This is a genomic window from Rubeoparvulum massiliense, assembly GCF_001049895.1.
GTDB lineage: Bacteria > Bacillota > Bacilli > Rubeoparvulales > Rubeoparvulaceae > Rubeoparvulum > Rubeoparvulum massiliense.
The window spans coordinates 242,596-266,358 of sequence record NZ_CVPE01000003.1; the positions used below are offsets into that span (position 1 = coordinate 242,596).

The following is a 23,763-nucleotide window of genomic DNA, read 5'->3' on the forward strand; positions in this document are numbered from 1 at the left end:
ATGGTGATTTTTAAATGGTGATACGGAGAGGAAGAATAGCAGTGAATATTCACAAAAATTCCATCATTTTATTCCTATTTACCCTATTACTCGCTCTGCCCCTACTTGTACCCATTGAGGTCTTTGCCAACACCAATACGGAGAAAAGCGATGCTCCTGTCACGATTTTGGCAGTGCCTACTGTAGAGAACCTTCATGTTCGCTCAGGTCCTAGTACTAGCTTCTCCTCCCTCGGCTTAATTCAGCCAGAAGAGGCCTTTCCCATTCTCCAGGAGCAAGGGAAATGGGTACAAATTCAGTATTCTGAGACAGAAACAGGCTGGATAGCTGGCTGGTTGATTGAGAAGCGAGAAGGCGAAGCCAATCGCCTAAATCATACTGGAAATGAAGCGATTATCCATGCCGATATCTTAAATGTCCGAGAACAACCTTCCATATCTGCTCCTATCATCGATAAACTAAAAGAGGGACAAGCAGTCCGGATCCTAAAGGTTTCCGAGGGTTGGTATTACATATCATGGTTGACCAGTACACAGACTGAGAGAAACGGTTGGATCGCAGGACAATATGCCGAGATGAATGATTCGCCATCATCACCAACAACCCCACCTGCTCCTACTACTCCCGCTCAGGGCAGCGACGGAACGCAACCAGAGCAGCCAGCTAATACCTATCCCACCCAGGTGCTTGTAGCCGTTGATGTCTTAAATGTTCGGAGTGCACCTCGTTTGGATAGTGAGATTGTGAAACAGGTTAAGATGTCCTCTGTTCTCTCTGTCTTATCACAAGAAAAGGACTGGTTCCAGATTCAATTAGAGGAGCCCGAGCAATCTGGCTGGGTGGCTAGCTGGCTCGTAGAATCTGCAAACCTCCCTATCCAGAATCAACCGATGGTCACCATCTTAACCGATGGAACCAATCTCCGCTCCGGACCTGGGCTAGATTATGAGGTGCTTACCCATGGTCAAGTTGGCGATAAGTATCCGATCATTACCCAAGAGAATGATTGGTTTAAGCTACAATTAACCGACGGAACCACCGCTTATGTAGCTGGATGGGTAGTAGGGATTACTGGTTTACCACCTGTGGATATAGCGACACAGCAAAAAATCCTCCAGGATAAAGTGATTGTGATTGATCCCGGACATGGTGGGAAAGATCAGGGAGCAAAGGGTCCTTACTATGGGACCTTAGAGAAAACCATCAATTTAAAAATATCTAAGGTCGTGGTGGAAAAATTGAAAGCAGCTGGTGCCACTGTGATCATGACCCGCCAGGATGACACTTACATTCCCCTTCAGGGACGTGTAGATGTAGCCCACCATTATCAAGCCCATGCTTTCGTCAGTATTCATCACAATACCATCAAAGACCCAAGCATCCGCGGAACAATGGTCTACTACCATACGAAGGACATAAATGCGCGCTTCTTGGCTAGTACCATGGTTAATGAAGTGGTTAATCAGACGCAATTCCGTAATATGGGTGCGCGATATGGAAATTATTATGTACTCCGTGAAAACTCTCAGCTCGCTGTTCTTATTGAGTTAGGCTTTCTAACCAATCAGGAGGAGGAACGGACCATCAATACCGATACCTATGTTGAGCAGGCCGCTGAAGGGATTTTCCAAGGTCTCATCAAATATTTTGCTTTTCATAAATAAAGTAGGTTTTAATAAAGTAAATTAGCAATCAAAACGGGTTCAATCTACCATATCCAAGTAGATTGAACCCGTTTTTGATCTTTATTGCGCTATTGCGCTGGCTACTGTTAATTTTAGAATCCTACGCCAAGAGGCAAACCTGTTGCATAGAAGAGATAGCGCGCAACGAACTCTCCAATGATTAAGACTACCAATGCAAGATAGAGAATACTTTGCAATTGGCTTGCCTGAAGTTTATCTGCCTTCCAGAGCACAAGAATGACTCCAAGTCCCCCTAGGAAGAGTAAAACCCACTGGAAAAGTATCATGCCTGCATAGGAAGTAGCCATCAGCATGATGCTAGCAACTTCTGCTTCGTCTCCCACACTAAGACTAGCGTAGTAGCTAGGAGCTGCAACGATTTGGATCAGTAATACTGTGACTGCGAAGAAGGATAGACGGTGCAATGCTCCTTTTATTTTGTCATTTACAGCCACCTTCTTCTGCTGTGCAAAGAGCAAGCAGCCAATCAATAAAGCTCCAATTGTGAAGGTGTTAGCATAGAAAGCGATGTAGGTATACGCATGATTCCAGGCTGAATGAATGGTATCAGCGTAGCTTGCAGCCATGGTCCAAACTGCAATGGAACCTACGAGACCGCTGATTAACAGTAAAGGACGGGAAAAGCCCTTCGTCTTTAGAGCTAAGAATAAGGTAACAAGTAATAAAAAGATAAAGAGCCCAGAAAAGAGAATTTCACGACTCATCCATGAGGAACCCAAATGACGAATCAAGTTAAATGCATGTGTTGGAGTTCCCAGATGAAAGAATGAGGCAATAAGTCCCACAATCGAAAGAGTAACCAGTGTGATGGCAGATGGCTTTAAAGCAAGATATACTTGACCTTGCTCCATCTCCTTCTCCATCTTCCCTTGAAGATAGAAGAGAGCCAGTGTTCCACCAATGGCAGCTTGTAATAGGAATGTGAAGATTAACAATGGCCATTCATGCATAATGAATCATTACCCCCTTCGCTTAATGTTTTGCGTCCTTATGTGGATTAAAGAGAATATTGGGATGTGTGATCTCAGAGCTAGGTAGCCCGTATAGATCTGCCGTTCCTCCAAACTTCTCGCGAAGCTCATCAATAGGACCATAATGAATACAACGGGTAGGACAAGCACCTACACAGGCAGGCTGCTCACCATTGGCAATAAGTTCAAGACAGAAGTTGCACTTCCTTACTTGTCCTAATTCCTCAATAAATTGTGGTGCTCCATATGGACAGGCCATCGTACAATAACGACATCCCACACAAACATCGGGATTGACGAGAACAACCCCATCCTCTTCCCGCTTATACATCGCACCTGTGGGGCAGTTTTCGACACACTTTGGATCCGTACAATGGTTACAGGAGATGGAAATGTAGTAGGCACCTACATTAGGCAGATAGGCATCTCCCTGCTGGACGAAGCTCCCATACTCCACCTCTTTCACCTTACGGAAGAGGACGCCTACTTCGAGATCATTTTTATCTTTACAGGCTACTTGACAAGCACGACAGCCGATACAACGGTTCTGTTCAATATAAAATCCTAGTTGTTTTCCCATTTCTATTCCTCCTCCCGTTACGCCTTTTCTACTTCAACGAGGTTGGTATGCTGAGCATTAGCTTTTGCCAGTGGTGTTGGGCGGTGATTCGTCAGAACGTTGATAGAGCCCCGTTCATCCTCCCCTTTATCATTTGGTGTATACCATGCACCCTGCGGTATGGCCACGAGGCCAGGAATAATCCGACTGGTAATGCGAACAGGCAGAAAGGTAGTACCCCTATCGTTATATACCTTTACACGATCGCCATCTTGGATTCCACGTGGAGCTGCGTCCTGTGGGTTCATCCACATTCTTTGTGGATCCACTTCTTCCATCCAAGGATGATTATCATGGATGGAATGGCAGCGCCGTTTAATATGCCAACCCATACATTGCAATGGGTATTGCTCCGTCAATGGATCCTCTGGTCCTTCCCAGGATGGTATATACTTCGGAATGGCTGGGATCTCTTCATTCTGCATATCATAGAGTGCCTTGGAGAAGATCTCAATCTTACCTGATGGCGTAGGGAAGGGATTATTCTCCGGATCCTCAATCTGTTCCTTAAAGGCTACATATGGCTCATCAAACTTAAACTTATAGATCCCGATCTGACTGAGTTCTTCAAAGGTTGGGAAGCCAGGATTGATCTTCCGTGTCTCTTCCACAGCCCATTCAACCCATTCCTTCTCGGTCCTTCCTTCGGTGAATTCTTGACCAATCCCTAGCTTATCGGCTACCTCAGCGAGCCATTCGTACTCATTACGAGCTTCGTAGAGATTCTCTACCACCTTTTGCGAGAGGATGACATAGCTCCCTTGGTCCCAAGGTGTACAGAGATTATAGCGCTCGAAGAAGCTGTTCCCTGGGAGCAGAATATCAGCAAATTTTGCACTGGGGGTCATAAACAGATCACTACAAACAATAAATTCTACCTTGCTCTCATCCTGCAAAATCTCGATCGTTCGATTAATATTAGCATGCTGATTGAGAAGGGCATTCCCTGCAAGATTGTATATGAGCTTGATATTACTAGGAAGTCGATCTCCATCGATCAAACCATCCTCTGGACCCATCTCCGTTCCCCGTATGACAGCATCTGTCCAGAGGAAGGTTGGAATTTTTACTTGGATCGGATTCTCTGGCATGGGCATCCAAGCATTATCAAAGCGAGCCATAAAGGCTGAACCAGAAGCCCAACCACCATGGATTCCCACATTTCCTGTCATGGCAGCGAGAATCGTACCTCCACGGACCTCTTGTTCACCATTGGCTCGGCGCTGAGGACCATAGCCTTGTACGAATGCTGCTGGCTTCAGTGTGCCATATTCTCGTGCTAATCTACGAATGGTATGGGCAGGTACCTTACAGATTTTCTCGGCCCATTCTGGTGTCTTAGGAATACCATCTTGCTTACCGAGAATATAGCTCTTTAACGATTCTCCTGCAGGTACACCTTCAGGCATATGCTCTTCATCAAAGCCAAGGCAAAACCTATCTACAAATGCTTTGTCATAGAGGTTTTCTGTGATCAAGACATACATCATGGCATTCATCATGGCCACATCAGTATCGGGCAAGATAGGAATCCACTCATCAGCAAACGCTATGGCGGTATCACTATAGCGTGGATCCACAACAACGATTTTTGCACCGGCTTCCTTTGCTTTACGTAGCATAAAGTTCGTAGCTGAACCAAAGATAGCTTCGGCAGGATTGTATCCCCAAAGGATAATCATCTTCGAGTTTACCCAGTCATCATTGGAGTTCCCTGTATACATGGTTCCATAGGTATATGGTGTAGCTACCATAGCGCAGGACTCACTATAGTCATTGTAATAGCCTAGGTGACCTCCTGTGAGATCAAAGAGCCTTGTGGCTAAATCCTCAGGACGAAAGACAGCAGAGGTACCCCAAGCATAGGTTGCATAACGGGAGCCTGGACCATAGGTTTCAGTAATCCGCTTCGTTTCACTGGCAATGATCTCTACAGCTTCTTCCCAGCTAATCCGCTCAAATTTACCTTCTCCCCGCTTCCCTACACGTTTCATTGGGTACTTTAGCCGATCGGGGTGGTAAAGCATTTTACGATAGCCTCGACCACGTACACAGGCACGAAACTGGGGCATCATCAGCTCATCCTGTTCTGCATCATCTGTACTGATCCGTACCAATGTACCATCCTTGATATGTGCTTTAATTAGGCAGCGTCCTCCGCAGTTATTCGTACCACAAGTAGGAATCACCATATCCTCATCGATAGCAGGAACACCCTTGGCAATCTCGTTCTGACCTGTTGCTGGCTCTAAGGAATTACACCCTGTCAAGGTTCCTGTTAATGTTGCTGTTCCTGCTACGGCACCTGTCCATTTCAGAAATGTCCGCCGACTCATATTGGTATCCAGTGTATGGAGCTTTGAGGTTTGATTTTGTTTATCCTCCATTGCGCTACTCCTCCTTTTCCCGTTGTAATAGCTCAAGATCTATGATTAAAAATTGCTGTAACAGATGGGCAAAGCCTTGATAGAACTGAGATTTGCTTAGCTTCTCAATTCGTTGGGCAAACTGCGGTACCCAGTTGATTAAGTGCTGCTTCAAAAAGTCCCGCTGTACATGCAGTGAAATACTACGTTCTACTTCATCCTCTAGCTGTAGCCACTGCTCAATCATTTTTGCCATAAACTCTAATTCCAAGGCTAGATGATCATCGGGCTCATGCTGATAGCGAGTAAATTGATAGCCCTGCTCTAGATAGATTGCCCGCACTTCCAGTGTTGCACGATCAAAGAGATTACCTTCTTTACTGGTGTAGACCGATTCCCAAGGTGGGGCTTGTAATGGTCCTGGTCCAATAAAAAGACGTTGGAATTCCTCCTGTTCCTTGGTAACCAGCGTTGGTAGCTCTTCTTCATTCGCGTTCAACAGATCCTTCCAAGCCTCCGCAAGGGTTAAATCCATGTTCACTAGTTGCTGACAAGCCTCCTCTTGATGAATGACCTTAAAAAGCGCTTCATCTGGCTCTCTAGCAAAGCCCCGCTGTAATAGCTGGTACATATAGAGACGTGCCTGTTCAATCTGCTCTCTATCTTCATTTGAACGTTCATCCATCTCGGTTTGCTCACCTCCACCTTACTTTTCTAACCTTCCCTACCCCCACTAGAACCATCGTTCCAACATCTTGTGAGATGTTGATACATCTATTTTAGGATTTTCTCTGTGTTAAGCCCTTGGGCAACTTGTACGAATAACAGCAATCATTTTTGTGCAACTTGTACAAATGATCTGTAATGGCTGAGATTCTGATAAATAAAAAAAGCCTGAACTACTCCATTACAGAGCAATCCAGACTTCTCGCTTATCTTTAGTTCTTTGATTCCACAATAAAGGTTACTGGCCCCACATTGGTAAAGGTAACATCCATCATGGCACCAAAACGACCGACTTCCACGTGGACTCCCTCAGCCTCTACTGCTTGATTGAAGGCTTCCCAGATTGGTTCTGCTACCGCTTGAGGGGCTGCTTGCATCATATTAGGACGACGACCCTTGCGGCAATCTCCATACAAGGTAAACTGAGAGACCGATAGGAGGGCACCCCCTTGATCAAGGAGAGAACGATTCATCTTCCCTTCCTCATCCTCAAAGATTCGGAGATGAACCACCTTCTGTGCTAAATACTTGGCATCCTCTTCCGTATCCTCATGGGTGACGCCTACCAAGCAGAGTAGACCATCCCGTATAGTGCCAGTTACATCATCCTCTACTGTTACCTGACCATTACGAATTCTTTGGACAACAATCCTCATGTCCGTCTCTCACCTCTCTAGACCAATCACCGACATATCTAACTCATCACCCGTCTTACAGCATAGATATCCTTCGTTCGCTTAATTTTATCCACTACCTTCTGGAGATGATCCTTATTGTAAATGGCCACGGTCATCTCGATCACAGCCGTTCCATTCTTATCAGCACGACCACTTACAGCCTGAATATTGGTCTTACTATCGGTTACGATGGTTAGGATTTCATTGAGTAGGCCCTTGCGATCCGAGCCACGGATCTCCAAGTCCACATGATAGGTTTGATTGCTCTCCTCGCTCTCCCACTCAACAGCAATGAGACGTTCCTTATCCTGTTCATCTTGAATATTGGGACAGTCGACTTGATGGATGGAAACACCACGACCACGCGTGATATAGCCGATAATCTCATCTCCAGGCACTGGGTTGCAGCAGCGAGAAAAACGGACAAGTAGATTATCGATCCCCTTGACCCGAACACCTTGATCAAAATGCTTCTTCACAGGTGGCTTCGTCTCAGGTAATGCTTTCTCCTCTATTGCTTGCTCCTTACGAAATTTCTCAGTGAGACGGTTGACGATTTGTAAGGCAGAGATCCCACTATAGCCAACAGCAGCGATCATATCATCCACCTGGTTAAAGTGATACTTGGTGGAAACTTCTAAGAGCGCTTCATCCGTCATAAAACGATGAGGATCTAGATTCAGTTTCCGTAGCTCATTTTCAATCTCTTCACGGCCACGGCGAATGTTTTCTTCACGCTTCTCCCGCTTGAACCACTGCCGGATCTTATTTCGAGCATGACTGGACTTGGCAATTTTGAGCCAGTCCTTGCTAGGACCATAGCTATGCTTCGAGGTAAGCACCTCTACGATGTCCCCCGTCTTCAACTCTGTATCCAAGGGCTCAATTTTCCCATTAATTTTGGCACCGATACAGCGGTTACCTACCTCTGAGTGAATCCGATAGGCAAAATCTAAGGGAACAGAGTGAGCTGGAAGCTCGACCACATCACCTTTGGGTGTAAAGACAAAGACTACATCACTAAAGAGGTCCGTTTTTAAATTTTCCATAAATTCTTGCGCATCACCATAGTCCTGCTGCCAGTCTAAGATTTCTCGGAACCAGCTCAGCTTATCGGAGAGGCTCTCTTTACTGACCACTTTTCCTTCTTTATAGGCCCAGTGTGCGGCGATCCCATACTCTGCCGTCTTATGCATCTCTTTGGTACGGATCTGTACTTCCAACGGTTCACCATTGGGACCGATGACGGTGGTATGCAGGGATTGATACATATTGGACTTGGGCATGGCAATATAATCTTTAAAACGACCTGGCATGGGCTTCCAATGGGTATGAACCAAGCCAAGGGCTGCATAGCATTCCCGCACATCATTTACAATAATCCGTATTGCTAGCAAATCATAAATCTCATTGAATTCCTTATGCTGTGATTTCATCTTCTTATAGATGCTGTAAATATGCTTGGGACGTCCAGATACATCTGCATTCTCAATGTTGATCTCTTTCAACTGCGTCTTCAATGTGGCGATTACTTCTTGAATATACGCTTCCCGCTCTGTCCGCTTTTTGTTCATTAAATGGACGATGCGATAATACTGCTGAGGATTAAGGTAGCGCAATGCCGTATCTTCTAACTCCCATTTGATCGTGGAAATCCCCAAGCGATGGGCAAGGGGAGCAAAGATTTCCAACGTCTCCTCTGCCTTCTGACGTTGCTTCTCTGGTGGATGATACTTCAGCGTTCGCATATTGTGCAAGCGGTCGGCTAACTTGATCAGAATAACGCGAATATCCTTCGCCATGGCCACAAACATCTTCCGATGATTCTCCGCCTGCTGCTCCTCTTTGGACTTATATTTAATCCTGCGTAACTTCGTCACGCCATCCACTAACATGGCTACCTCAGGGCCAAACTTGGTCTGAACCTGCTCCAAGGTAATGGGAGTATCCTCTACCACATCATGAAGTAAGGAGGCTGCAACAGTATACCCATCCATCTGGAGGTCTAGTAAGATATCGGCAACTGCCACAGGATGAGTAATATAGGGATCCCCTGATTTGCGAAGTTGACCGCGATGAGCTTCTTCAGCCATAAAGTAGGCTTGCTCGATCATCTCAACCTGCTCTGGAGGAAGGTAACTGGCTGCTTTTTCTTTCAATTTGTTAACGTCCATGTATTTTCACCTGAATCATTGGTCTATTATTCTCCATTATCCTCATTTTCGCACAATATGTAAAGAGATGAGTTAGGGGATTCCTTGTTATTCAAGGAATGCTCACTCATCTCTTCCATCATCCTAGTAATATTGTCTTATTTTTCATACTGGATTAGTGAGTAAACATCATATTCATGCAAACGCTTACGTCCTTCCAATTCTGTTAATTCAATAAGGAACGCTACCCCCACCACTTCACCGCCTAATTGCTTCACCAGATTGATGGTGGTAGAGATTGTTCCACCTGTAGCTAATAGGTCATCAGCCACCAATACTTTTTGTCCTGGTTGAATGGCATCCTTATGCATGGCTAAGGCATCAGAACCATACTCCAATGTATAGGAAGCAGAGATCGTCTCTGCAGGTAATTTTCCTTGCTTACGAACTGGCACAAAACCAACACCTAGTTCAAACGCCAATGGACATCCTACCACAAAGCCACGCGCTTCTGGACCAACGATCACTTCGGCACCCTGTTTCTTAGCGAATTGAGCCAAGTCGTGGATCGCTGCCTTAAAAACAGGTCCATTTTTTAATAAGGTAGTAATATCCTTAAAACTGATTCCTTCTGTAGGAAAATCTTCAATAACTCGAATCGATGATTGATAATCCATTTTTGTCTTCCCCCTTATCTACTAACATTGCCCAGTTTCAGCTCTTACATTCCTAATCCAGTCTGCGAGCTGGCTAAATGGGGAGTATATTATCTCCCTTTCTACTTCGGTCTGCTCATACATTCGGCGGTAGGATGGAGAACTCTCTAATTCCTGTTTTTTAGGATGAGCTACAATGGACACACGGTTCGCTTGAACTGTAATGAAATCTAGCTCCACGAAAACCTGAATCATCCAAGTCGCTTGCTCCCCTGTCCAACCCCGTCTTTCTAACATTTGTTGGACTTGAGTATAAGGTAGTTCACCATATTGACGAAGCAATGCATATAGCCACTTAAAATCCTCCCGCTGTGGCAAGCGTGAAAAGAAGGTTGATTTCCCGGGTAATGTAAATAGACAATAAATGCGTTTAACGCTTGAAAAGGATTGGAGGCTACGGTGTAATGTCACTAAGCTAGGCGGACAATCATAGAGAACCAATTGGTCAATTGATGTTCCACCGTTTTCTTCTCCAAACCCTAATCTTCCCTCTTTCACTTTAATAGATCTAGCCGATTTGTCAATGTATATTGGTGAACAATTCATCACTTGCTTAGATAGCTGCTCTACTTCAGCAAGACGATCATCCTGAAAATAAAGAAGTCCTGTCCTCCACGCTGTAGCAAGATTCAGTTGATCCACGATCTCTTCAGGCTTTTGGGCAAGATGGCGGCAATCGAAGATTTGGCAATGTGGAACCTGAAGATCTCGAATTAAAATCTGTGGCTTACGCGTCCCGTTCCATTCATTAATCTGTAGCTCTCCAAGGGTGTTCACCTCGGCGCCTGGACTAATCTGACTTCCTACCTTGGCTCCCTGAAAATAGATCAAATCTAAGGCGTCATCGCCAGCGACAATTTGACCCTTTAAATGCTCTTGATTTCGTCCAATTGCCCGTAAGTTTTGCAAGGAAACCTCCTTCAGCAAGAACGCTGGAGTAGGATGCCCTACACCATAGGGAGCTAAGTGTGCTAACGCTTCAACGCTCTCCACATTTACCTCAGCTAAGGAGATACTAGCATCCACCCTGGTTTGTGGCGTATAATCCTCCGCTTGTAAATGCTCACAGGCATATTGATGTAGCACCTCATGCAACGCTTCTAGCTGCTCAACCTCCACCGTCATCCCTGCTGCCATGGGATGCCCACCAAATTGGACTAAGTACTCCCGTGCTGTCTGTAAGGCTGCATACATATCATAGCCAGCGATACTACGTGCTGACCCCTTTGCTAAGCCCGTCTCAGCGTCAATGCTAAAAACGATGGTAGGCAGGTAATAGGCCTCCACTAGTCGAGAAGCAACGATACCAATCACCCCTTGATTCCAGCCCTCTCCTGCCACCATGAGGAAATTTCGCGGGCGGATGGCTTGCTGCTCCTCCACCATCATTACCGCCTCTTGGGCGATGGCGTCCACCATCTCCTGGCGCTCACGATTGAGACGATCTAATTGTTGCGCAAGGAGAACCGCTTCATCACGCTGTTGACTGATGAGTAAGCGAACTGCCATGGATGCATCCTCTAATCGACCACTGGCATTGATGCGAGGTCCCAGCTGAAAGCCAATATGCCCAGCGCTAATCTCTCCTTCACGTAAATCGGCCACACGGATCAGCTCCGTCATCCCAATGGTAGGGGCAAGATTAAGCTGCTGCAGACCGAGGGCTGCCAACACATGATTCTCACCCACCAATGGTACAAGGTCGGCAATGGTACCTAGTGCCACCCACTGTAGCCATTGCTCAGGTGGATTGCCAAGTAATGCTTGGGCGAGCTTATAGGCTACACCGACGCCAGCTAAGTAAGGAAATGGGTACTGATTATCTGATAGCTTAGGATTGATTAGAGCAAAGGCAGGTGGCAATTGGGGTGGTGGTTCATGATGATCCGTCACGATTACATCGATGCCCAATTGATTGGCATAAGCCACTTCATCAACACCGCTGATCCCTGTATCTACGGTAATGATTAGTGCTACACCATCCTCCTTCGCCTTGGCAATGGCTTCTTTATTGAGACCATATCCCTCGCTGAATCGATTAGGGATATGATAGGAAAAATTGGCCTTTAGCTGCTGAAAAACATGAATGAGTAAAGTGGTACTGCTGACACCATCTACGTCATAATCACCATAGATGAGAATCTTCTCCCCACTGGCCACCGCTTCTTTAATTCGTTCGACCCCTTTGCCCATCCCCGGCAATAAAAAGGGATCATAGAGAAGCTGAGGGGTGGGATGTAGAATGGCAGCAACCTCATCTGGATCGGTGATGCCACGTGCTTGTAGCACCTTGGCAACAACAGAAGGAATCTGGTACGTTGCCATCATTCTCTCAATCTCTTCATCGGTGTAGTCAGGTAAGACCCAGCGTGTCTTTGCTTCGAGCATTTTTCTCCTCCTCTCCTTTCTCCAGCTTAACTTGAATGACGTGGAAAAACCGCGGAAGTGGATCCGCGGTTTTGGTTTGCCTGCTCTTAGTTGGTTTGGGCAGCCTTTCCTTTTTTCAATTCATTGCCTCTCCAATCCAACCACAACTGACTGGCGAGAAAGATGGAAGAGTATGCACCACTAAAAAGACCAAAGAGGAGGGCAAGGGAGAAATTACGAATCCCTTCACCACCGAAGATAAAGAGCGCAAACGCTGCAAACATCACTGTTAATACGGTGTTAATGGAACGGGCAAGCGTTTGATTAATACTATGATTGACCACTTCTTCGAGATCCTCGAAGCGTTTCACCTTCGCAGTCTTCATATTCTCACGGATCCGGTCAAAGATAACGATTTTATCATTGATGGAGTAACCGATAATGGTCAAGATCGCCGCGATGAAGGGAAGGTTTACCTCCACTTGGAAGACGGAGAAGAGTGCAATGATGAAGAATGCATCATAGAGTAACGCCAGTACCGCAGAGATGGCAAAACGATACTCAAAACGAATGGTTACGTAGAGAATGATTCCCAAAGAGGCTAACAGTACAGCATAGATCGCTTTACGTACAAGTTCTTGCCCCACCATGGGATTGACGGTGTTTTCACTAATGGTAACCTGATCTCCATATGTTTGCTTCACGGTGTTCTCAATCTTCACTACATCTTCATGGGTGATATTCACCTTGTACCGAACAACCGCAATCTCATTCTGATCACCAGCAGTTCGGATGGAATCAGCTGGGAATCCTGTCGTCTCTACAAGGTCAGCCACCTGCTTCTCATCAAAGGATTGCCCAATATAGACATCAAGACTTGTCCCACTGACGAAGTCAACGCCAGGATTTAAGCCCACGAGGAGCATTGAAACGACACCAATCGCCAAAATTGCTAGTGAGATCAAATAGTAGACTTTACGATGGGAAGTAAAATTAAAGTGTATCTTACTAAAGTTCACCGATCTCACTCTCCTTTACACCAAAACGGGATGGCTTATTGGCCACACCAGCTTGGATAAGTAGATTTAGTAGAATACGGGATAGCCATACATTGGTCGCCAAGCTCAGGATAATACTGGTGATCAAGGTAACAGCAAAACCTTGAATGGAGCTGGACCCAAAGTAGAAAATAATCACAGCTGCAAGGATGGTTGTAAGATTCGCATCCATAATGGTGGCTAAGGAACGACGTGAACCTGCACGGAATGCAGAGCGAATGGTTTTACCCGTACGGATCTCCTCACGGATCCGTTCATAGGTAAGAATATTAGCATCTACTGCCATCCCAACCCCCAAGATAATCCCGGCAATCCCCGGTAACGTCAAGGTTGCTTTCATTAGCATCAGGATGAGGAGAATCAAGTAGATATAAACGATCAAGGTGATGGTTGCCACCACGCCTGGTAAGCGATAGTAGGCCATCATATATAAGAAGATGAAGATAGCACCGATAATCCCGGCAAAAACTGTGGCATCCAATGCCATTTTCCCTAGAGCAGCGCCGACACTACGTGCTTCAATCTCTTCCATCTGCAAGGGCAGAGCTCCTGCATTGAGAAGACCTACATACTCTTTAATCTCATCCATGGAGTAATTCCCTGTAATACTTGCAATCCCGTTGGGGATTACGCTTTGGACTGTCGGTGAAGTGAGTTCGTCCTCGTCCAAATAGATGGATAATGGTTGACCCAATAAATCTGTGGTGATTTGGCGGAACTGATCAGCATCCTTCAATTTCATTTGGATGTATGGTCGTTTCGCTTCATCGAACTGTACGCTGGCACCATTTTGTGCAAGGTCGGTACCTGTTAATAGGATGTTCCCTCGTGAATCTCGGAAGGTTAACTTCGCTGTAGTTGACAGCATTCTCCGAGCTTCATCTGGATCCGTAACACCGGCTAATTTTACACGAATACGATCATTTCCTTCTGGTGTAATATCCGGCTCAGCCACACCAATTACACTAACCCGCTTTTCTAGCTGGGTAACCGTATTGGTAATCGCTTCTTTCGTAACGGGGGTTCCATCCTCTGTTGACGCTTGGTACAAGATTTCAAAACCACCTTGAATATCTAGACCTAAGGTGATCTTCTGAAGCATATCATTGGTTGTAAATCCGATCACGCCAAACATGATCACAACGATCAAAATGAACGTGATCAACTTACTTGACTTCATTCCGGTCTTCCCCCTTTGTGATAAAAAACAACGATACTATTATGACACTTTCATGATTCCACTGTCAATTTACTTCGGTTGGTAGTATAGAGCGCCTGTAGCATCATCCAATCCATATACGTAGTAACACGCAAGGATAGAATCTCCTGTGTCCAAGCATGTAAGGGGAGATGGATGTTACGGTATTTTTTTGTGAAATATTCCACTAAGTCACTCCGCGTCACATAATAGCCTAATAATTGAAATTCTTCTGCTTTGCTCTGACAAAGATAATGAAGGAGCTCATCTTGCTTACCATCGTGGGGATCCACTTCTATGGTAGTTACTTGCTCATGGGACGCCCCTTCAGTAGACCGCATCACCTTTGTTCCCACCATTACCTCTCCTTCCTCATTGAACTTCTAGTCATGATTGGACGAACTACTACATAAATTGAACGTAGAACGAACCATTAAGCGAGGGACATGGAATGACTCGACAATCTTTTATGAAGGGTACCTTTATCCTCGTGGTGTCAGGGCTTATTGCCAAGATACTAGGAATGGTACCACAGATTATCCTACCACGTATGATTGGAGCAGAAGGATGGGGCCTGTTTCGCATGTCATTCCCGCTTCTACTCTTTGCCATCAGTCTTTCAATCTTTGGGTTGAATATTACCTTGTCCAAATTGGTGGCAGAAGCCCAGGCAAAACGGGACTTCACCGGTGTCGCCAGCTTAGTACAGCTCTCCACCCGCTTTGTCTTCTTCCTAAGCTGTACTGTGACACTCTGCTTGTTCCTAGCAACACCTTGGATCTCCACCTACTTACTTACTGATCAACGTGCATTATATCCCATGTTAGCGATGCTACCCATCATCCCCATTATTGCCATCTCTAATGTATATCGCGGTTACTTTCAAGGTCTTCACAATATGATCCCAACAGCCATCTCACAAATGGTAGAAGCTTTCATTCGCATCTTTACCGTCATTGGATTGGCACTCTATGCCCTTCCCTATGGCATAGAAAAAGCGGCAGCTGCCGCTATGCTAGGCATGATCATCGGTGAAATAACGAGTTATCTTGTATTGCGTGGCTATATGAAACGGAGTGGAATCTTTCAAAAAGAATTATATGCGAAGACCATCTGGAATGGCGATAGTAAAAAAATGTTACTCCGGCGCATGGCTCGCATCTCTATTCCTGTTACCTCCAGCTCGTTGATCGCCCGTTTTTTAATGGCTGCCGAGCCGATTCTTGTAGCACAGAGTCTAGCCATGGCTGGAATCGCTGTCTCTTCAGCGACTACCTACTATGGTCAACTAGCCATGGCCATCACCATTCTCTATATTCCATCCTTCCTTACTTATTCCTTATCCACATCCATGATTCCTGCCATCTCAGCTGCAGATGCGAAAAAAAATAGGCGACTGATCCAACGTCGCCTGCACCAAGGGATCCGTATCTGCCTTGTCATTGTCGCACCTGCCTCCGTCATTTTCTACGTTCTCTCTGAACCGTTGGCACTGCTCATCTATAATGACCAAGCAGTAGGGGTACTGCTCCGTCAAATGTCGCTCTTCTTTATCCTGCTCTACTTGCAATATCCGTTGCAGGCTACATTACAAGGATTAGATTTGGCTAAAAATGCGATGATTAATTCCATCGTAGGTGCCGTGGTCCGCAGCCTCTTAATCTTTCTCCTTGCTTCTCAACCACATCTAGGGATTGATGGTGTAACCTATGCCTATAACATCAGCATTGCCCTTATCACGGTTCTTCATTTCATCTCACTGATGCAGGCCATTGAGTACCGTATTGAGTGGGTACTCTTTAGTAAAGTCGCCCTTAATCTTAGCTTACTTGCACTCTTTATGCAGCTTTTCATGCGAATAGGGAAAATCGATGATTTTAGTCCACTTCGTCTCCTACTGTTCATCACGATCGCATCGATTTTTTATCTCTTTATTTCCATTCTGTTTAAGATGATTGGAGCTCAGGATATTCGCCGTATTCCACGAATTGGACCACGCTTAGCTGCCTTCTTCCCACGACGTTAAGCTTGCAACTCTGCTTCTAAAAAGATTATGACTGATCCTTTTTATCGACATAGATAATCCCATCCCTACTAATGGTTGCAAACATCACGTCCTTGAACTCCTGAACTCCATGTTCCTGAATCTGCCCCTTTAGCCAGAAACGTGTCTTCTGAATCTTATTGAGACTATCATCCTGTACTTTCCCATCAATGATTAATGGAAGGGGAAGGAAAAAGGAATAAGGAAGCGATATCTCATCCCTTTTCTCATCCTGCTGATCTGCATGATCTAATGCTCCTTTTGGAAAAACACTCAATTTCCCCGATGTCTCTAAGATGGCAAACTCCACATCACCAATATTGGCAATTTGATTGGAACGAAGCTGTGTCATCAAATCATCCATGTTATAACGCATCTTTTTCATATTTGCATCACAAATCGCACCATTTTCAATTAAGACAACAGGAGTTCCATCCATCATCTCCCGTACTTTAATACTGCGCATTGAGATATATGAGATGATAATTTGCAGCAACACCATGGTTAGAATGGGGACAATTCCCATCCAGATAGACTGTTTTGGTTCTTCAATAATGATGGCAGCTAATTCTGCGATCATCAAAGTAACCACCACATCAAAGACCGAAAGCTTTCCAATCTCCCGCTTTCCCATCAAACGTAAACACAAGAGGACAAAGAAGAAGATTAAGAAAGAGCGAAAAAAGATGGTAAGTAATTCCACTTTATTCCCTCCATCTTTATTAGTTTCTAAGATGTAATACCAACTTCACTATTCCATATCATTTGAACAAGAAAAAAAGATTATGCTTACCATATTTAAGAAACCTTTGGTCTAATCATTGACAAGCCTACATATTTTTAGATAAAAAGGGGGTGGCACCATGACAAGGATGCCCTGGGTCATCGGTACTGGTTTCATGCTGGGCATTGCTTTCGTTGGAATTATCTTGATTGCAACCATTCTCTCCCTTACTTCCATGAGCGAAGCAAACTTGCCCTATGTTATTTATACCGTTCATCTTTTAGCGTTATGGATCGGTGGCTTTATCAGTGGAAAGCGCGCACAAGAAAAGGGATGGTATCACGGAGGTATGGCTGGTCTACTCTATGCAATTCTTCTAACCATCATCGGATTTCTTGCTTTTAGTCTGCCTTTTTCCTTACAACATCTTCTTCTATGGCTAGGCGCTTTTTTAGTCAGCGCAGTGGGAGGGATTGTTGGGGTGAATCGATAGTCAGATAAGCTACAATCAATTTGGTTATCTTGATCATGAACTGTGATCAAAAAAGCTGCCAACTCGTCTGTTTATTGACGAATCGAGCAGCTTTTTTATTAATTATTCTTTGTCCTTTGGTTCATTGCTGTTATTGTTGGCGCTGTTGCTATTAATCACAGCGTTAATCGCTTGACGGTCAAAGGTTAATTTAACACCATCAGCAACCTTAAGCTTCACAATATCATCGGTTAGCTCCACAATGGTTCCACGAAGTCCTCCAATGGTCGCTACTTCATCTCCACGCCCTAAGGCATCTAGCATGGACATCCGTTGTTTTTGACGCTTCTGTTGTGGACGAATTAACAAGAAGTAGAAGATCACTAACATGATGATAAATGGAAATAAAGTACCTAGTAGGCTTGGGCCTTGTGCACCTGCTGCTGCAGCCACTTCCATCATTCTATTCCCCCCTTTCTAGAATCCACGTTCTGGATTCCCTTCATAGTATTGGGCAAAGAATTGCTCCCGGAATTGAAGCAGTCGATCCTCTTGAATGGCTTGCCGAATTTGTTGCATTAAGTGGATCAAGAAATACAGATTGTGATAAGAGGTTAAACGTAAGCCAAATATTTCATCACTATGTATGAGGTGACGGATATACGCACGGGAATAGTTGCGGCAGGTGTAACAATCACATGCAGGATCGAGAGGGCGGAAATCCCGCTCATACTTTGCATTCTTAATGACTAGGCGCCCTTCACTGGTCATACATGTTCCATTACGAGCAATCCGTGTGGGTAGGACACAGTCAAACATATCGATCCCACGGATTACCCCATCAATCAGTGCATCAGGCGAACCTACCCCCATTAAGTACCGGGGTTTATCTTGAGGCAAGAACGGTACCGTGCATTCCAACATTTCATACATGACTTCTTTCGGCTCACCAACACTTAGACCGCCAACGGCATACCCTGGGAAGTCCAATGATGTGATCTCCTTAGCGCTCTGAATACGTAGATCACTGTAAGTACCCCCTTGTACAATCCCAAACAAAGCTTGATCATCAGGGCGTTGATGTGCCTTTAGACAGCGCTCTGCCCAACGGCTTGTCCGCTCCAATGATTGCTTCACATAGGATTTTTCCGCAGGGATTGGAGGGCATTCATCGAAGGCCATAATAATATCGGCTCCGAGGGCATTTTCGATCTCCATTACCTTTTCAGGGCTCAAGAACAGTTTAGCCCCTGAGAGATGAGAACGAAAATGAACACCTTCCTCAGTTATTTCCCGTAATTTTGCTAGACTAAACACTTGAAAACCGCCACTATCTGTTAAGATCCCTTGATCCCAATTCATGAACTGATGTAACCCACCAGCCTCTTTCACAAGCTCATGACCTGGTCGTAAATAAAGATGATAGGTATTGGCGAGGATCACACCCGCCCCCATCTCCTTTAGTTCTTCAGGGCTCATTGCTTTCACAGAGGCGAGGGTACCAACAGGCATAAACATCGGTGTTTCAAATGTTCCATGCGGGGTATGTAATCTTCCCAGACGGGCACCCGTCTTCTTATCCGTTTTAATCAATTCATAGGTTACAGCTACCACTTGTTCTTGCCTCCTATTTTAGCAATTATACTATATCTACCCGCCTGTGAAAACCTTTTCCAATAGATATTTGGAAAAGGCTGATTAATAAATAAACATGGCATCGCCAAAGCTAAAGAAGCGGTAACGCTCAGCGATGGCTTCATGATAGGCTTTCGTAATTAAATCTTGTCCGGCAAGAGCGGAGACAAGCATAATCAAAGTGGATTTGGGTAAATGGAAATTGGTAATCATCCCATCGATAAAGAATGGTGAATAACCAGGGTAGATAAAGATATCAGTCCAGCCTTGGTCAGCCTTTACTTCTCCGCCAAATTTACGCGCGATGCTTTCTAAGGTACGTGTTGATGTTGTCCCTACCGCAATAATACGACCGCCACGCTGTTTGGTTTCCATAATTATACGAGCATTGGCTTCATTTAATTCATAGTACTCCGAATGCATCTCATGCTCTTCCACATTATCTACACTGACTGGTCGGAATGTTCCTAACCCTACATGTAAGGTTAATTCGGCGATCTGCACACCCTTCACCCTCAACCGTTCTAGCAGCTCTGGAGTAAAGTGTAGTCCAGCCGTAGGCGCAGCAGCAGAGCCTTCAAATTTCGCATAGACGGTTTGGTAGCGATCACGATCCTCTAACTTCGCTTTAATATAGGGAGGAAGTGGCATCTCACCGAGCTTATCAAGGATTTCATTAAAGATCCCCTCATACTGAAAGCGAATGATGCGACCACCCGCCGTAGTATGGGACAGTACCTCGCCCATCAGTTCCCCATTGCCAAACTGGATCAAGGCTCCTTCTCTGAGACGTTTCCCTGGCTTCACCAAGGTCTCCCATTGATTGTCGCCGATGGATTTAAGTAATAATACTTCAACATGGGCACCTGTATCTGGCTTCACCCCGAATAAGCGGGCTGGAATCACCTTGCTATTATTAATCACCAACGTATCCTGTGGTTTTAAGTACTCCACAAGATCGTAGAAATGTCGATGTTCTAAGGATTGATTCTGACGGTTCACACAGAGAAGACGCGACGCACTCCGCTCACGCAAAGGTGTCTGTGCGATAAGCTCTTCAGGTAAGTCAAAATCAAAATCTTCTACCTTCATGCTTTGACCCCTTCTTAATTTGTAATCTCCACCTATTAAGGTGGGTAAAAAATGCGATAGCATTCACTATCGCATTGTTGTACCTATGCATTTATCCATTTTACTGTATAACCGAACGGATTTCCACCTGTGTGGTGAAGTAATGATGCAGGATGCTGAGATAATCATAACCTTGTTCAGCCATCGCCTTCGCTCCGTATTGAGAGAGACCTAGTCCATGGCCGAAGCCTTTACCATTGATCAGGAACATAGGCTGGCTACTTAACTGATGTAGATTCCCTTGATGATCATAGACGAGAAACTGCTCTCGTTCCTGCGTCAATGGTCGCACTTGCTGATCCGCTGCGATGGTATAAAGAGGGAGAGTGGAATCTGGCTTCGGTAGCTGAACTCCATTTGCTCCTAATACCTGATAATTCCCTGTCTCTTCAATGGTAAAACGATTACTACGTAGACTCTGATTGTTATAACGGAAGATGGAACGATAGCTATCTGGCGAAGAAAGCTGGATCACTTGACTATCTGCCTTCACCTGTAAAACCCGCCCCGATGGACCTGTTTGACTCACCTCTAAATGTTGTACAGGCTGCGGGATGCTCACCTTTACAAGAGAGCTGGATTGGAGCATCTTCTGAATCTCATCACCTGTAAATGGTCCAACCACCCATTCGTAGGAATTGTTCTCCACTCTTTGTCCGAGAATGGTTACCTTGACGCCTCGTTCTACCTTGGCGATGATGGGGTGATCACTAGTGCTGGGACCTGAGCGAACATTCACCATATCTCCATTAATATAGCCCTTCTGAAGGTTAATGGTGTTCGTCTCCGGTAGAATACTAATTAGATCCTGACGAATATAGCCGATAACTCCATTGGGAAGCTCCACTTGATACCAGATCGGCTTATCCTGGGAAGCGATAGCATCATTACTGATCACGGATTGGAGATAGGGTACGCTATTTCCCCATACCTCTTGACCTTCTGCAGTTTGACCCCCGGCATTGGAGTAATAGAAAGCTTGGGCCAGCTTATTCCCGTAGTAGAGAACCATTCCCTGCGTTCCATCCACAGCTTGGCGGATCCGGTCATTCTCTACAAGATATCCCTTATAGGCTTGCTCAAAGGTGGAGTCGGAAGCCACAGCAACACCGTATTTATTGCCTAAGCCAGAGTAATAGGTCCGTGCTAGCACACTTTGTGCTTTCAATGCTTCCAATGGCCAGCTTCCTGCCATCTCAGTGCCTATGACCCCATATAAGTATTCTTCCACAGGTAGCTGATTAATCAAGGCAAGAGCACCACGAATCGGCTGAAGCTCCATGGTACCACGGTATTGTCGCTGGTATTTTTCATCCACCTGAATGAGTGGTGGAAGATGACCATCTCCTGTACTACTAGCATAAAGCTTGGTTACTCCACTCATCACATAATGTGAATAGGGTGTAGGTGAAAGGGTTGCATCCTGCCGTGTCCACCTCCAGAGAATTGCTTGCGTTAATTGAGTGGAATCGGTCCAAGTAACTGCTGGAGTTGCTTGAATTAGCTGTTGCCGTATTTGATTTAAGCCATCACTGCTGGTAGCTGCTCCTACACCAACACGGTAGATGATCCCTTGTGGAGTAAGCTCTTCACCAATATACGCTTCAAGACCACTTTGCAAAACCAATTGTTGTAGCTGCTTAGCTCCATCATATTGAGCAAACGCTTGACTTACTAATTGATAAGGACCAAGAATATGCACTTCTCGGTGTACGATGTTCTGAATCGTTGCCAATCCTTGCTTTGCAGCATCCAATGTAGGATAAGCTCCCACAGTTACTCGATACATGGATTGTCCATAAAGATTGAGCTCTTGAAGAATGGGATGCTGATTGGCATTGGTTAAGGATTGGACGAGAAGTAGTGCTTCCTGCCGCTGTGAGGTGGTGACCACATGGATGGTATGCTGATTGAGCGAGAAGCTAACCTTTCCATGGGCACCGAGCTGTAGCCAGGGCTGACGGGTACCATTACTCTCGATCTCCAGCGACAACGAGCTGGGAGAGGAAAGTGTAATCACTGGTGTAACCTGGCGAAATCCATCCCCTTCTGGATTGAGAAATAGGGCGATTCGCGCCATAGGTGAGAGGGTACTTCCATGGACTGAATACCAAGGAATAAACGTTCCCCCTAGTAAAACAATGAGCAAAAAGGTTATTACTGTACGCCTTAATTTCATCATTCCGTATCCTCCCTCGCCAAATCCTCCAAACCCAAATGCTGATAAGCATTCGCGGTTACCATCCGACCACGGGGGGTTCGTTGGAGAAAACCAATTTGCATCAAATAAGGTTCATAAACATCTTCAATGGTGGTTGATTCCTCACCAATGGAGGCAGCGATAGTATCTAACCCCACTGGTCCCCCACCATACTTATCAATGATGGAAGCTAATAATTTATGATCGATATGATCCAAGCCTAATTGATCTACCTGTAATAGCTGTAAAGCTTCACGAGCAATCTCCTCCGTGATGATCCCATCGCCACGGACCTGCGCATAATCACGGACCCGTCGTAGTAAACGATTCGCAATTCGGGGCGTTCCCCGAGAGCGACGGGCAATCTCTAGCGCTCCTTCGCCCATCATGGTTACATTTAAAATATCGGCAGCTCTTGAAACGATCTCCACTAAATCTTCGATCTGATAATATTCCAAGCGACTCACCACACCGAAGCGATCACGGAGCGGAGCGGAGAGATTGCCTGCTCTCGTTGTTGCACCAATTAAGGTGAATGGAGGCAGATCGAGGCGTACCGATCTGGCACTGGGTCCTTTACCGATGATAATATCAAGAGCAAAATCCTCCATGGCGGGATAGAGAACTTCCTCCACAGAGCGATTGAGCCGATGAATCTCATCAATAAAGAGAACATCACCCTCTTGTAGATTGGTGAGAATGGCTGCTAAATCTCCAGCTCGCTCAATGGCAGGGCCAGAGGTTGTACGGATATTCACGCCAAGCTCATTGGCGATGATCTGTGACAGCGTGGTCTTCCCTAGCCCAGGCGGTCCATAGAGTAACACATGATCCAATGCTTCATTACGCATCTTGGCAGCATCGATAAAAATCTGGAGAGTTTCTTTCACCTGATGCTGTCCAATATATTCACGAAGATAACGGGGACGTAAGGAGAGCTCCTCCCCTTGATCAGCCAATTGGAGCTGAGCAGAAATTATACGGTCTTCCATCTCATTCA

General features: G+C 45.4%; 20 protein-coding genes. 3 read left to right on the forward strand and 17 right to left on the reverse strand.

Annotated features, from left to right (window positions below; all coding sequences use genetic code 11):
• Positions 1 to 41: 41 nt before the first annotated feature.
• Positions 42 to 1,664, forward strand: a complete 1,623-nt coding sequence (locus BN1691_RS01310; RefSeq protein WP_048600438.1) for an N-acetylmuramoyl-L-alanine amidase family protein — start codon at positions 42 to 44, stop codon at positions 1,662 to 1,664.
• A gap of 113 nt (positions 1,665 to 1,777) precedes the next feature.
• Here BN1691_RS01310 and BN1691_RS01315 read toward each other — a convergent pair whose 3' ends face one another.
• From BN1691_RS01315 to BN1691_RS01360, 11 genes are all read right to left on the reverse strand, one after another.
• Positions 1,778 to 2,656: a dimethyl sulfoxide reductase anchor subunit family protein gene (locus BN1691_RS01315; protein ID WP_048600439.1), complete on the reverse strand. Its 879-nt coding sequence runs from the start codon at positions 2,654 to 2,656 to the stop codon at positions 1,778 to 1,780.
• Between the two features lie 22 nt (positions 2,657 to 2,678).
• Positions 2,679 to 3,257, reverse strand: coding sequence for a DMSO/selenate family reductase complex B subunit (locus BN1691_RS01320; protein WP_048600440.1), 579 nt, complete (start codon positions 3,255 to 3,257; stop codon positions 2,679 to 2,681).
• A gap of 17 nt (positions 3,258 to 3,274) precedes the next feature.
• Positions 3,275 to 5,683, reverse strand: coding sequence for a DMSO/selenate family reductase complex A subunit (locus BN1691_RS01325; RefSeq protein ID WP_048600441.1), 2,409 nt, complete (start codon positions 5,681 to 5,683; stop codon positions 3,275 to 3,277).
• Between the two features lie 4 nt (positions 5,684 to 5,687).
• Complete coding sequence (locus tag BN1691_RS01330; RefSeq protein WP_048600442.1) at positions 5,688 to 6,347, reverse strand: TorD/DmsD family molecular chaperone; 660 nt, start codon at positions 6,345 to 6,347, stop codon at positions 5,688 to 5,690.
• Positions 6,348 to 6,600: 253 nt separating this feature from the next.
• On the reverse strand, positions 6,601 to 7,044 hold the full coding sequence (gene dtd, locus BN1691_RS01335; RefSeq protein ID WP_048600443.1) for a D-aminoacyl-tRNA deacylase: 444 nt from the start codon (positions 7,042 to 7,044) through the stop codon (positions 6,601 to 6,603).
• 38 nt (positions 7,045 to 7,082) lie between these two features.
• Positions 7,083 to 9,239: a RelA/SpoT family protein gene (locus tag BN1691_RS01340; protein WP_048600444.1), complete on the reverse strand. Its 2,157-nt coding sequence runs from the start codon at positions 9,237 to 9,239 to the stop codon at positions 7,083 to 7,085.
• A 137-nt stretch (positions 9,240 to 9,376) separates the two neighbouring features.
• Positions 9,377 to 9,895, reverse strand: a complete 519-nt coding sequence (locus tag BN1691_RS01345; RefSeq protein WP_048600445.1) for an adenine phosphoribosyltransferase — start codon at positions 9,893 to 9,895, stop codon at positions 9,377 to 9,379.
• A gap of 21 nt (positions 9,896 to 9,916) precedes the next feature.
• A complete protein-coding gene (gene recJ, locus BN1691_RS01350) occupies positions 9,917 to 12,322 on the reverse strand; it encodes a single-stranded-DNA-specific exonuclease RecJ (RefSeq protein WP_053083675.1) in 2,406 nt (801 codons plus the stop codon).
• Positions 12,323 to 12,408: 86 nt separating this feature from the next.
• Complete coding sequence (gene secF, locus BN1691_RS14585) at positions 12,409 to 13,320, reverse strand: protein translocase subunit SecF (protein WP_076850057.1); 912 nt, start codon at positions 13,318 to 13,320, stop codon at positions 12,409 to 12,411.
• Positions 13,310 to 14,539 carry a protein translocase subunit SecD gene (secD, locus tag BN1691_RS14590; protein WP_076850058.1) on the reverse strand — a complete coding sequence of 410 codons (1,230 nt, stop codon included), beginning with the start codon at positions 14,537 to 14,539 and terminating at the stop codon, positions 13,310 to 13,312. The genes secF and secD overlap by 11 nt, the downstream gene beginning before the upstream one ends.
• Before the next feature lie 50 nt (positions 14,540 to 14,589).
• Complete coding sequence (locus BN1691_RS01360) at positions 14,590 to 14,916, reverse strand: post-transcriptional regulator (RefSeq protein WP_048600446.1); 327 nt, start codon at positions 14,914 to 14,916, stop codon at positions 14,590 to 14,592.
• Positions 14,917 to 15,008: 92 nt separating this feature from the next.
• On the opposite strand from BN1691_RS01360, the gene spoVB reads away from it, so the two are divergent.
• Positions 15,009 to 16,583, forward strand: a complete 1,575-nt coding sequence (gene spoVB / locus BN1691_RS01365) for a stage V sporulation protein B (RefSeq protein ID WP_048600447.1) — start codon at positions 15,009 to 15,011, stop codon at positions 16,581 to 16,583.
• Between the two features lie 25 nt (positions 16,584 to 16,608).
• Here the strand turns inward: spoVB and BN1691_RS01370 are convergent, their stop codons facing one another.
• A complete protein-coding gene (locus tag BN1691_RS01370) occupies positions 16,609 to 17,304 on the reverse strand; it encodes a DUF421 domain-containing protein (protein WP_076850059.1) in 696 nt (231 codons plus the stop codon).
• A 160-nt stretch (positions 17,305 to 17,464) separates the two neighbouring features.
• Here BN1691_RS01370 and BN1691_RS01375 point away from each other — a divergent pair, with 160 nt between their 5' ends.
• On the forward strand, positions 17,465 to 17,818 hold the full coding sequence (locus tag BN1691_RS01375; protein ID WP_048600449.1) for a TIGR04086 family membrane protein: 354 nt from the start codon (positions 17,465 to 17,467) through the stop codon (positions 17,816 to 17,818).
• 102 nt (positions 17,819 to 17,920) lie between these two features.
• On the opposite strand, the gene yajC is transcribed toward BN1691_RS01375, so the two are convergent.
• The 5 genes from yajC to ruvB form a co-directional block, all read right to left on the reverse strand.
• Positions 17,921 to 18,259: a preprotein translocase subunit YajC gene (yajC, locus tag BN1691_RS01380; RefSeq protein WP_048600450.1), complete on the reverse strand. Its 339-nt coding sequence runs from the start codon at positions 18,257 to 18,259 to the stop codon at positions 17,921 to 17,923.
• Positions 18,260 to 18,274: 15 nt separating this feature from the next.
• Complete coding sequence (gene tgt / locus BN1691_RS01385; protein WP_048600451.1) at positions 18,275 to 19,411, reverse strand: tRNA guanosine(34) transglycosylase Tgt; 1,137 nt, start codon at positions 19,409 to 19,411, stop codon at positions 18,275 to 18,277.
• Between the two features lie 84 nt (positions 19,412 to 19,495).
• A complete protein-coding gene (queA, locus tag BN1691_RS01390) occupies positions 19,496 to 20,524 on the reverse strand; it encodes a tRNA preQ1(34) S-adenosylmethionine ribosyltransferase-isomerase QueA (RefSeq protein ID WP_048600452.1) in 1,029 nt (342 codons plus the stop codon).
• Positions 20,525 to 20,624: 100 nt separating this feature from the next.
• Positions 20,625 to 22,745 carry a SpoIID/LytB domain-containing protein gene (locus BN1691_RS01395; protein WP_048600453.1) on the reverse strand — a complete coding sequence of 707 codons (2,121 nt, stop codon included), beginning with the start codon at positions 22,743 to 22,745 and terminating at the stop codon, positions 20,625 to 20,627.
• Positions 22,742 to 23,755 carry a Holliday junction branch migration DNA helicase RuvB gene (gene ruvB / locus BN1691_RS01400; protein ID WP_048600670.1) on the reverse strand — a complete coding sequence of 338 codons (1,014 nt, stop codon included), beginning with the start codon at positions 23,753 to 23,755 and terminating at the stop codon, positions 22,742 to 22,744. The genes BN1691_RS01395 and ruvB overlap by 4 nt, the downstream gene beginning before the upstream one ends.
• Positions 23,756 to 23,763 lie beyond the last annotated feature (8 nt).

Coding starts and splice junctions, on each gene's coding strand:
- BN1691_RS01315 (WP_048600439.1), bottom strand. CDS start 2,656: ATGCATGAATGGCCATTGTTAATCTTCACATTCCTATTACAAGCTGCC.
- BN1691_RS01320 (WP_048600440.1), bottom strand. CDS start 3,257: ATGGGAAAACAACTAGGATTTTATATTGAACAGAACCGTTGTATCGGC.
- BN1691_RS01325 (WP_048600441.1), bottom strand. CDS start 5,683: ATGGAGGATAAACAAAATCAAACCTCAAAGCTCCATACACTGGATACC.
- BN1691_RS01330 (WP_048600442.1), bottom strand. CDS start 6,347: ATGGATGAACGTTCAAATGAAGATAGAGAGCAGATTGAACAGGCACGT.
- dtd (WP_048600443.1), bottom strand. CDS start 7,044: ATGAGGATTGTTGTCCAAAGAATTCGTAATGGTCAGGTAACAGTAGAG.
- BN1691_RS01340 (WP_048600444.1), bottom strand. CDS start 9,239: ATGGACGTTAACAAATTGAAAGAAAAAGCAGCCAGTTACCTTCCTCCA.
- BN1691_RS01345 (WP_048600445.1), bottom strand. CDS start 9,895: ATGGATTATCAATCATCGATTCGAGTTATTGAAGATTTTCCTACAGAA.
- recJ (WP_053083675.1), bottom strand. CDS start 12,322: ATGCTCGAAGCAAAGACACGCTGGGTCTTACCTGACTACACCGATGAA.
- secD (WP_076850058.1), bottom strand. CDS start 14,539: ATGAAGTCAAGTAAGTTGATCACGTTCATTTTGATCGTTGTGATCATG.
- BN1691_RS01360 (WP_048600446.1), bottom strand. CDS start 14,916: ATGGTGGGAACAAAGGTGATGCGGTCTACTGAAGGGGCGTCCCATGAG.
- spoVB (WP_048600447.1), top strand. CDS start 15,009: ATGACTCGACAATCTTTTATGAAGGGTACCTTTATCCTCGTGGTGTCA.
- BN1691_RS01375 (WP_048600449.1), top strand. CDS start 17,465: ATGACAAGGATGCCCTGGGTCATCGGTACTGGTTTCATGCTGGGCATT.
- yajC (WP_048600450.1), bottom strand. CDS start 18,259: ATGATGGAAGTGGCTGCAGCAGCAGGTGCACAAGGCCCAAGCCTACTA.
- queA (WP_048600452.1), bottom strand. CDS start 20,524: ATGAAGGTAGAAGATTTTGATTTTGACTTACCTGAAGAGCTTATCGCA.
- BN1691_RS01395 (WP_048600453.1), bottom strand. CDS start 22,745: ATGATGAAATTAAGGCGTACAGTAATAACCTTTTTGCTCATTGTTTTA.
- ruvB (WP_048600670.1), bottom strand. CDS start 23,755: ATGGAAGACCGTATAATTTCTGCTCAGCTCCAATTGGCTGATCAAGGG.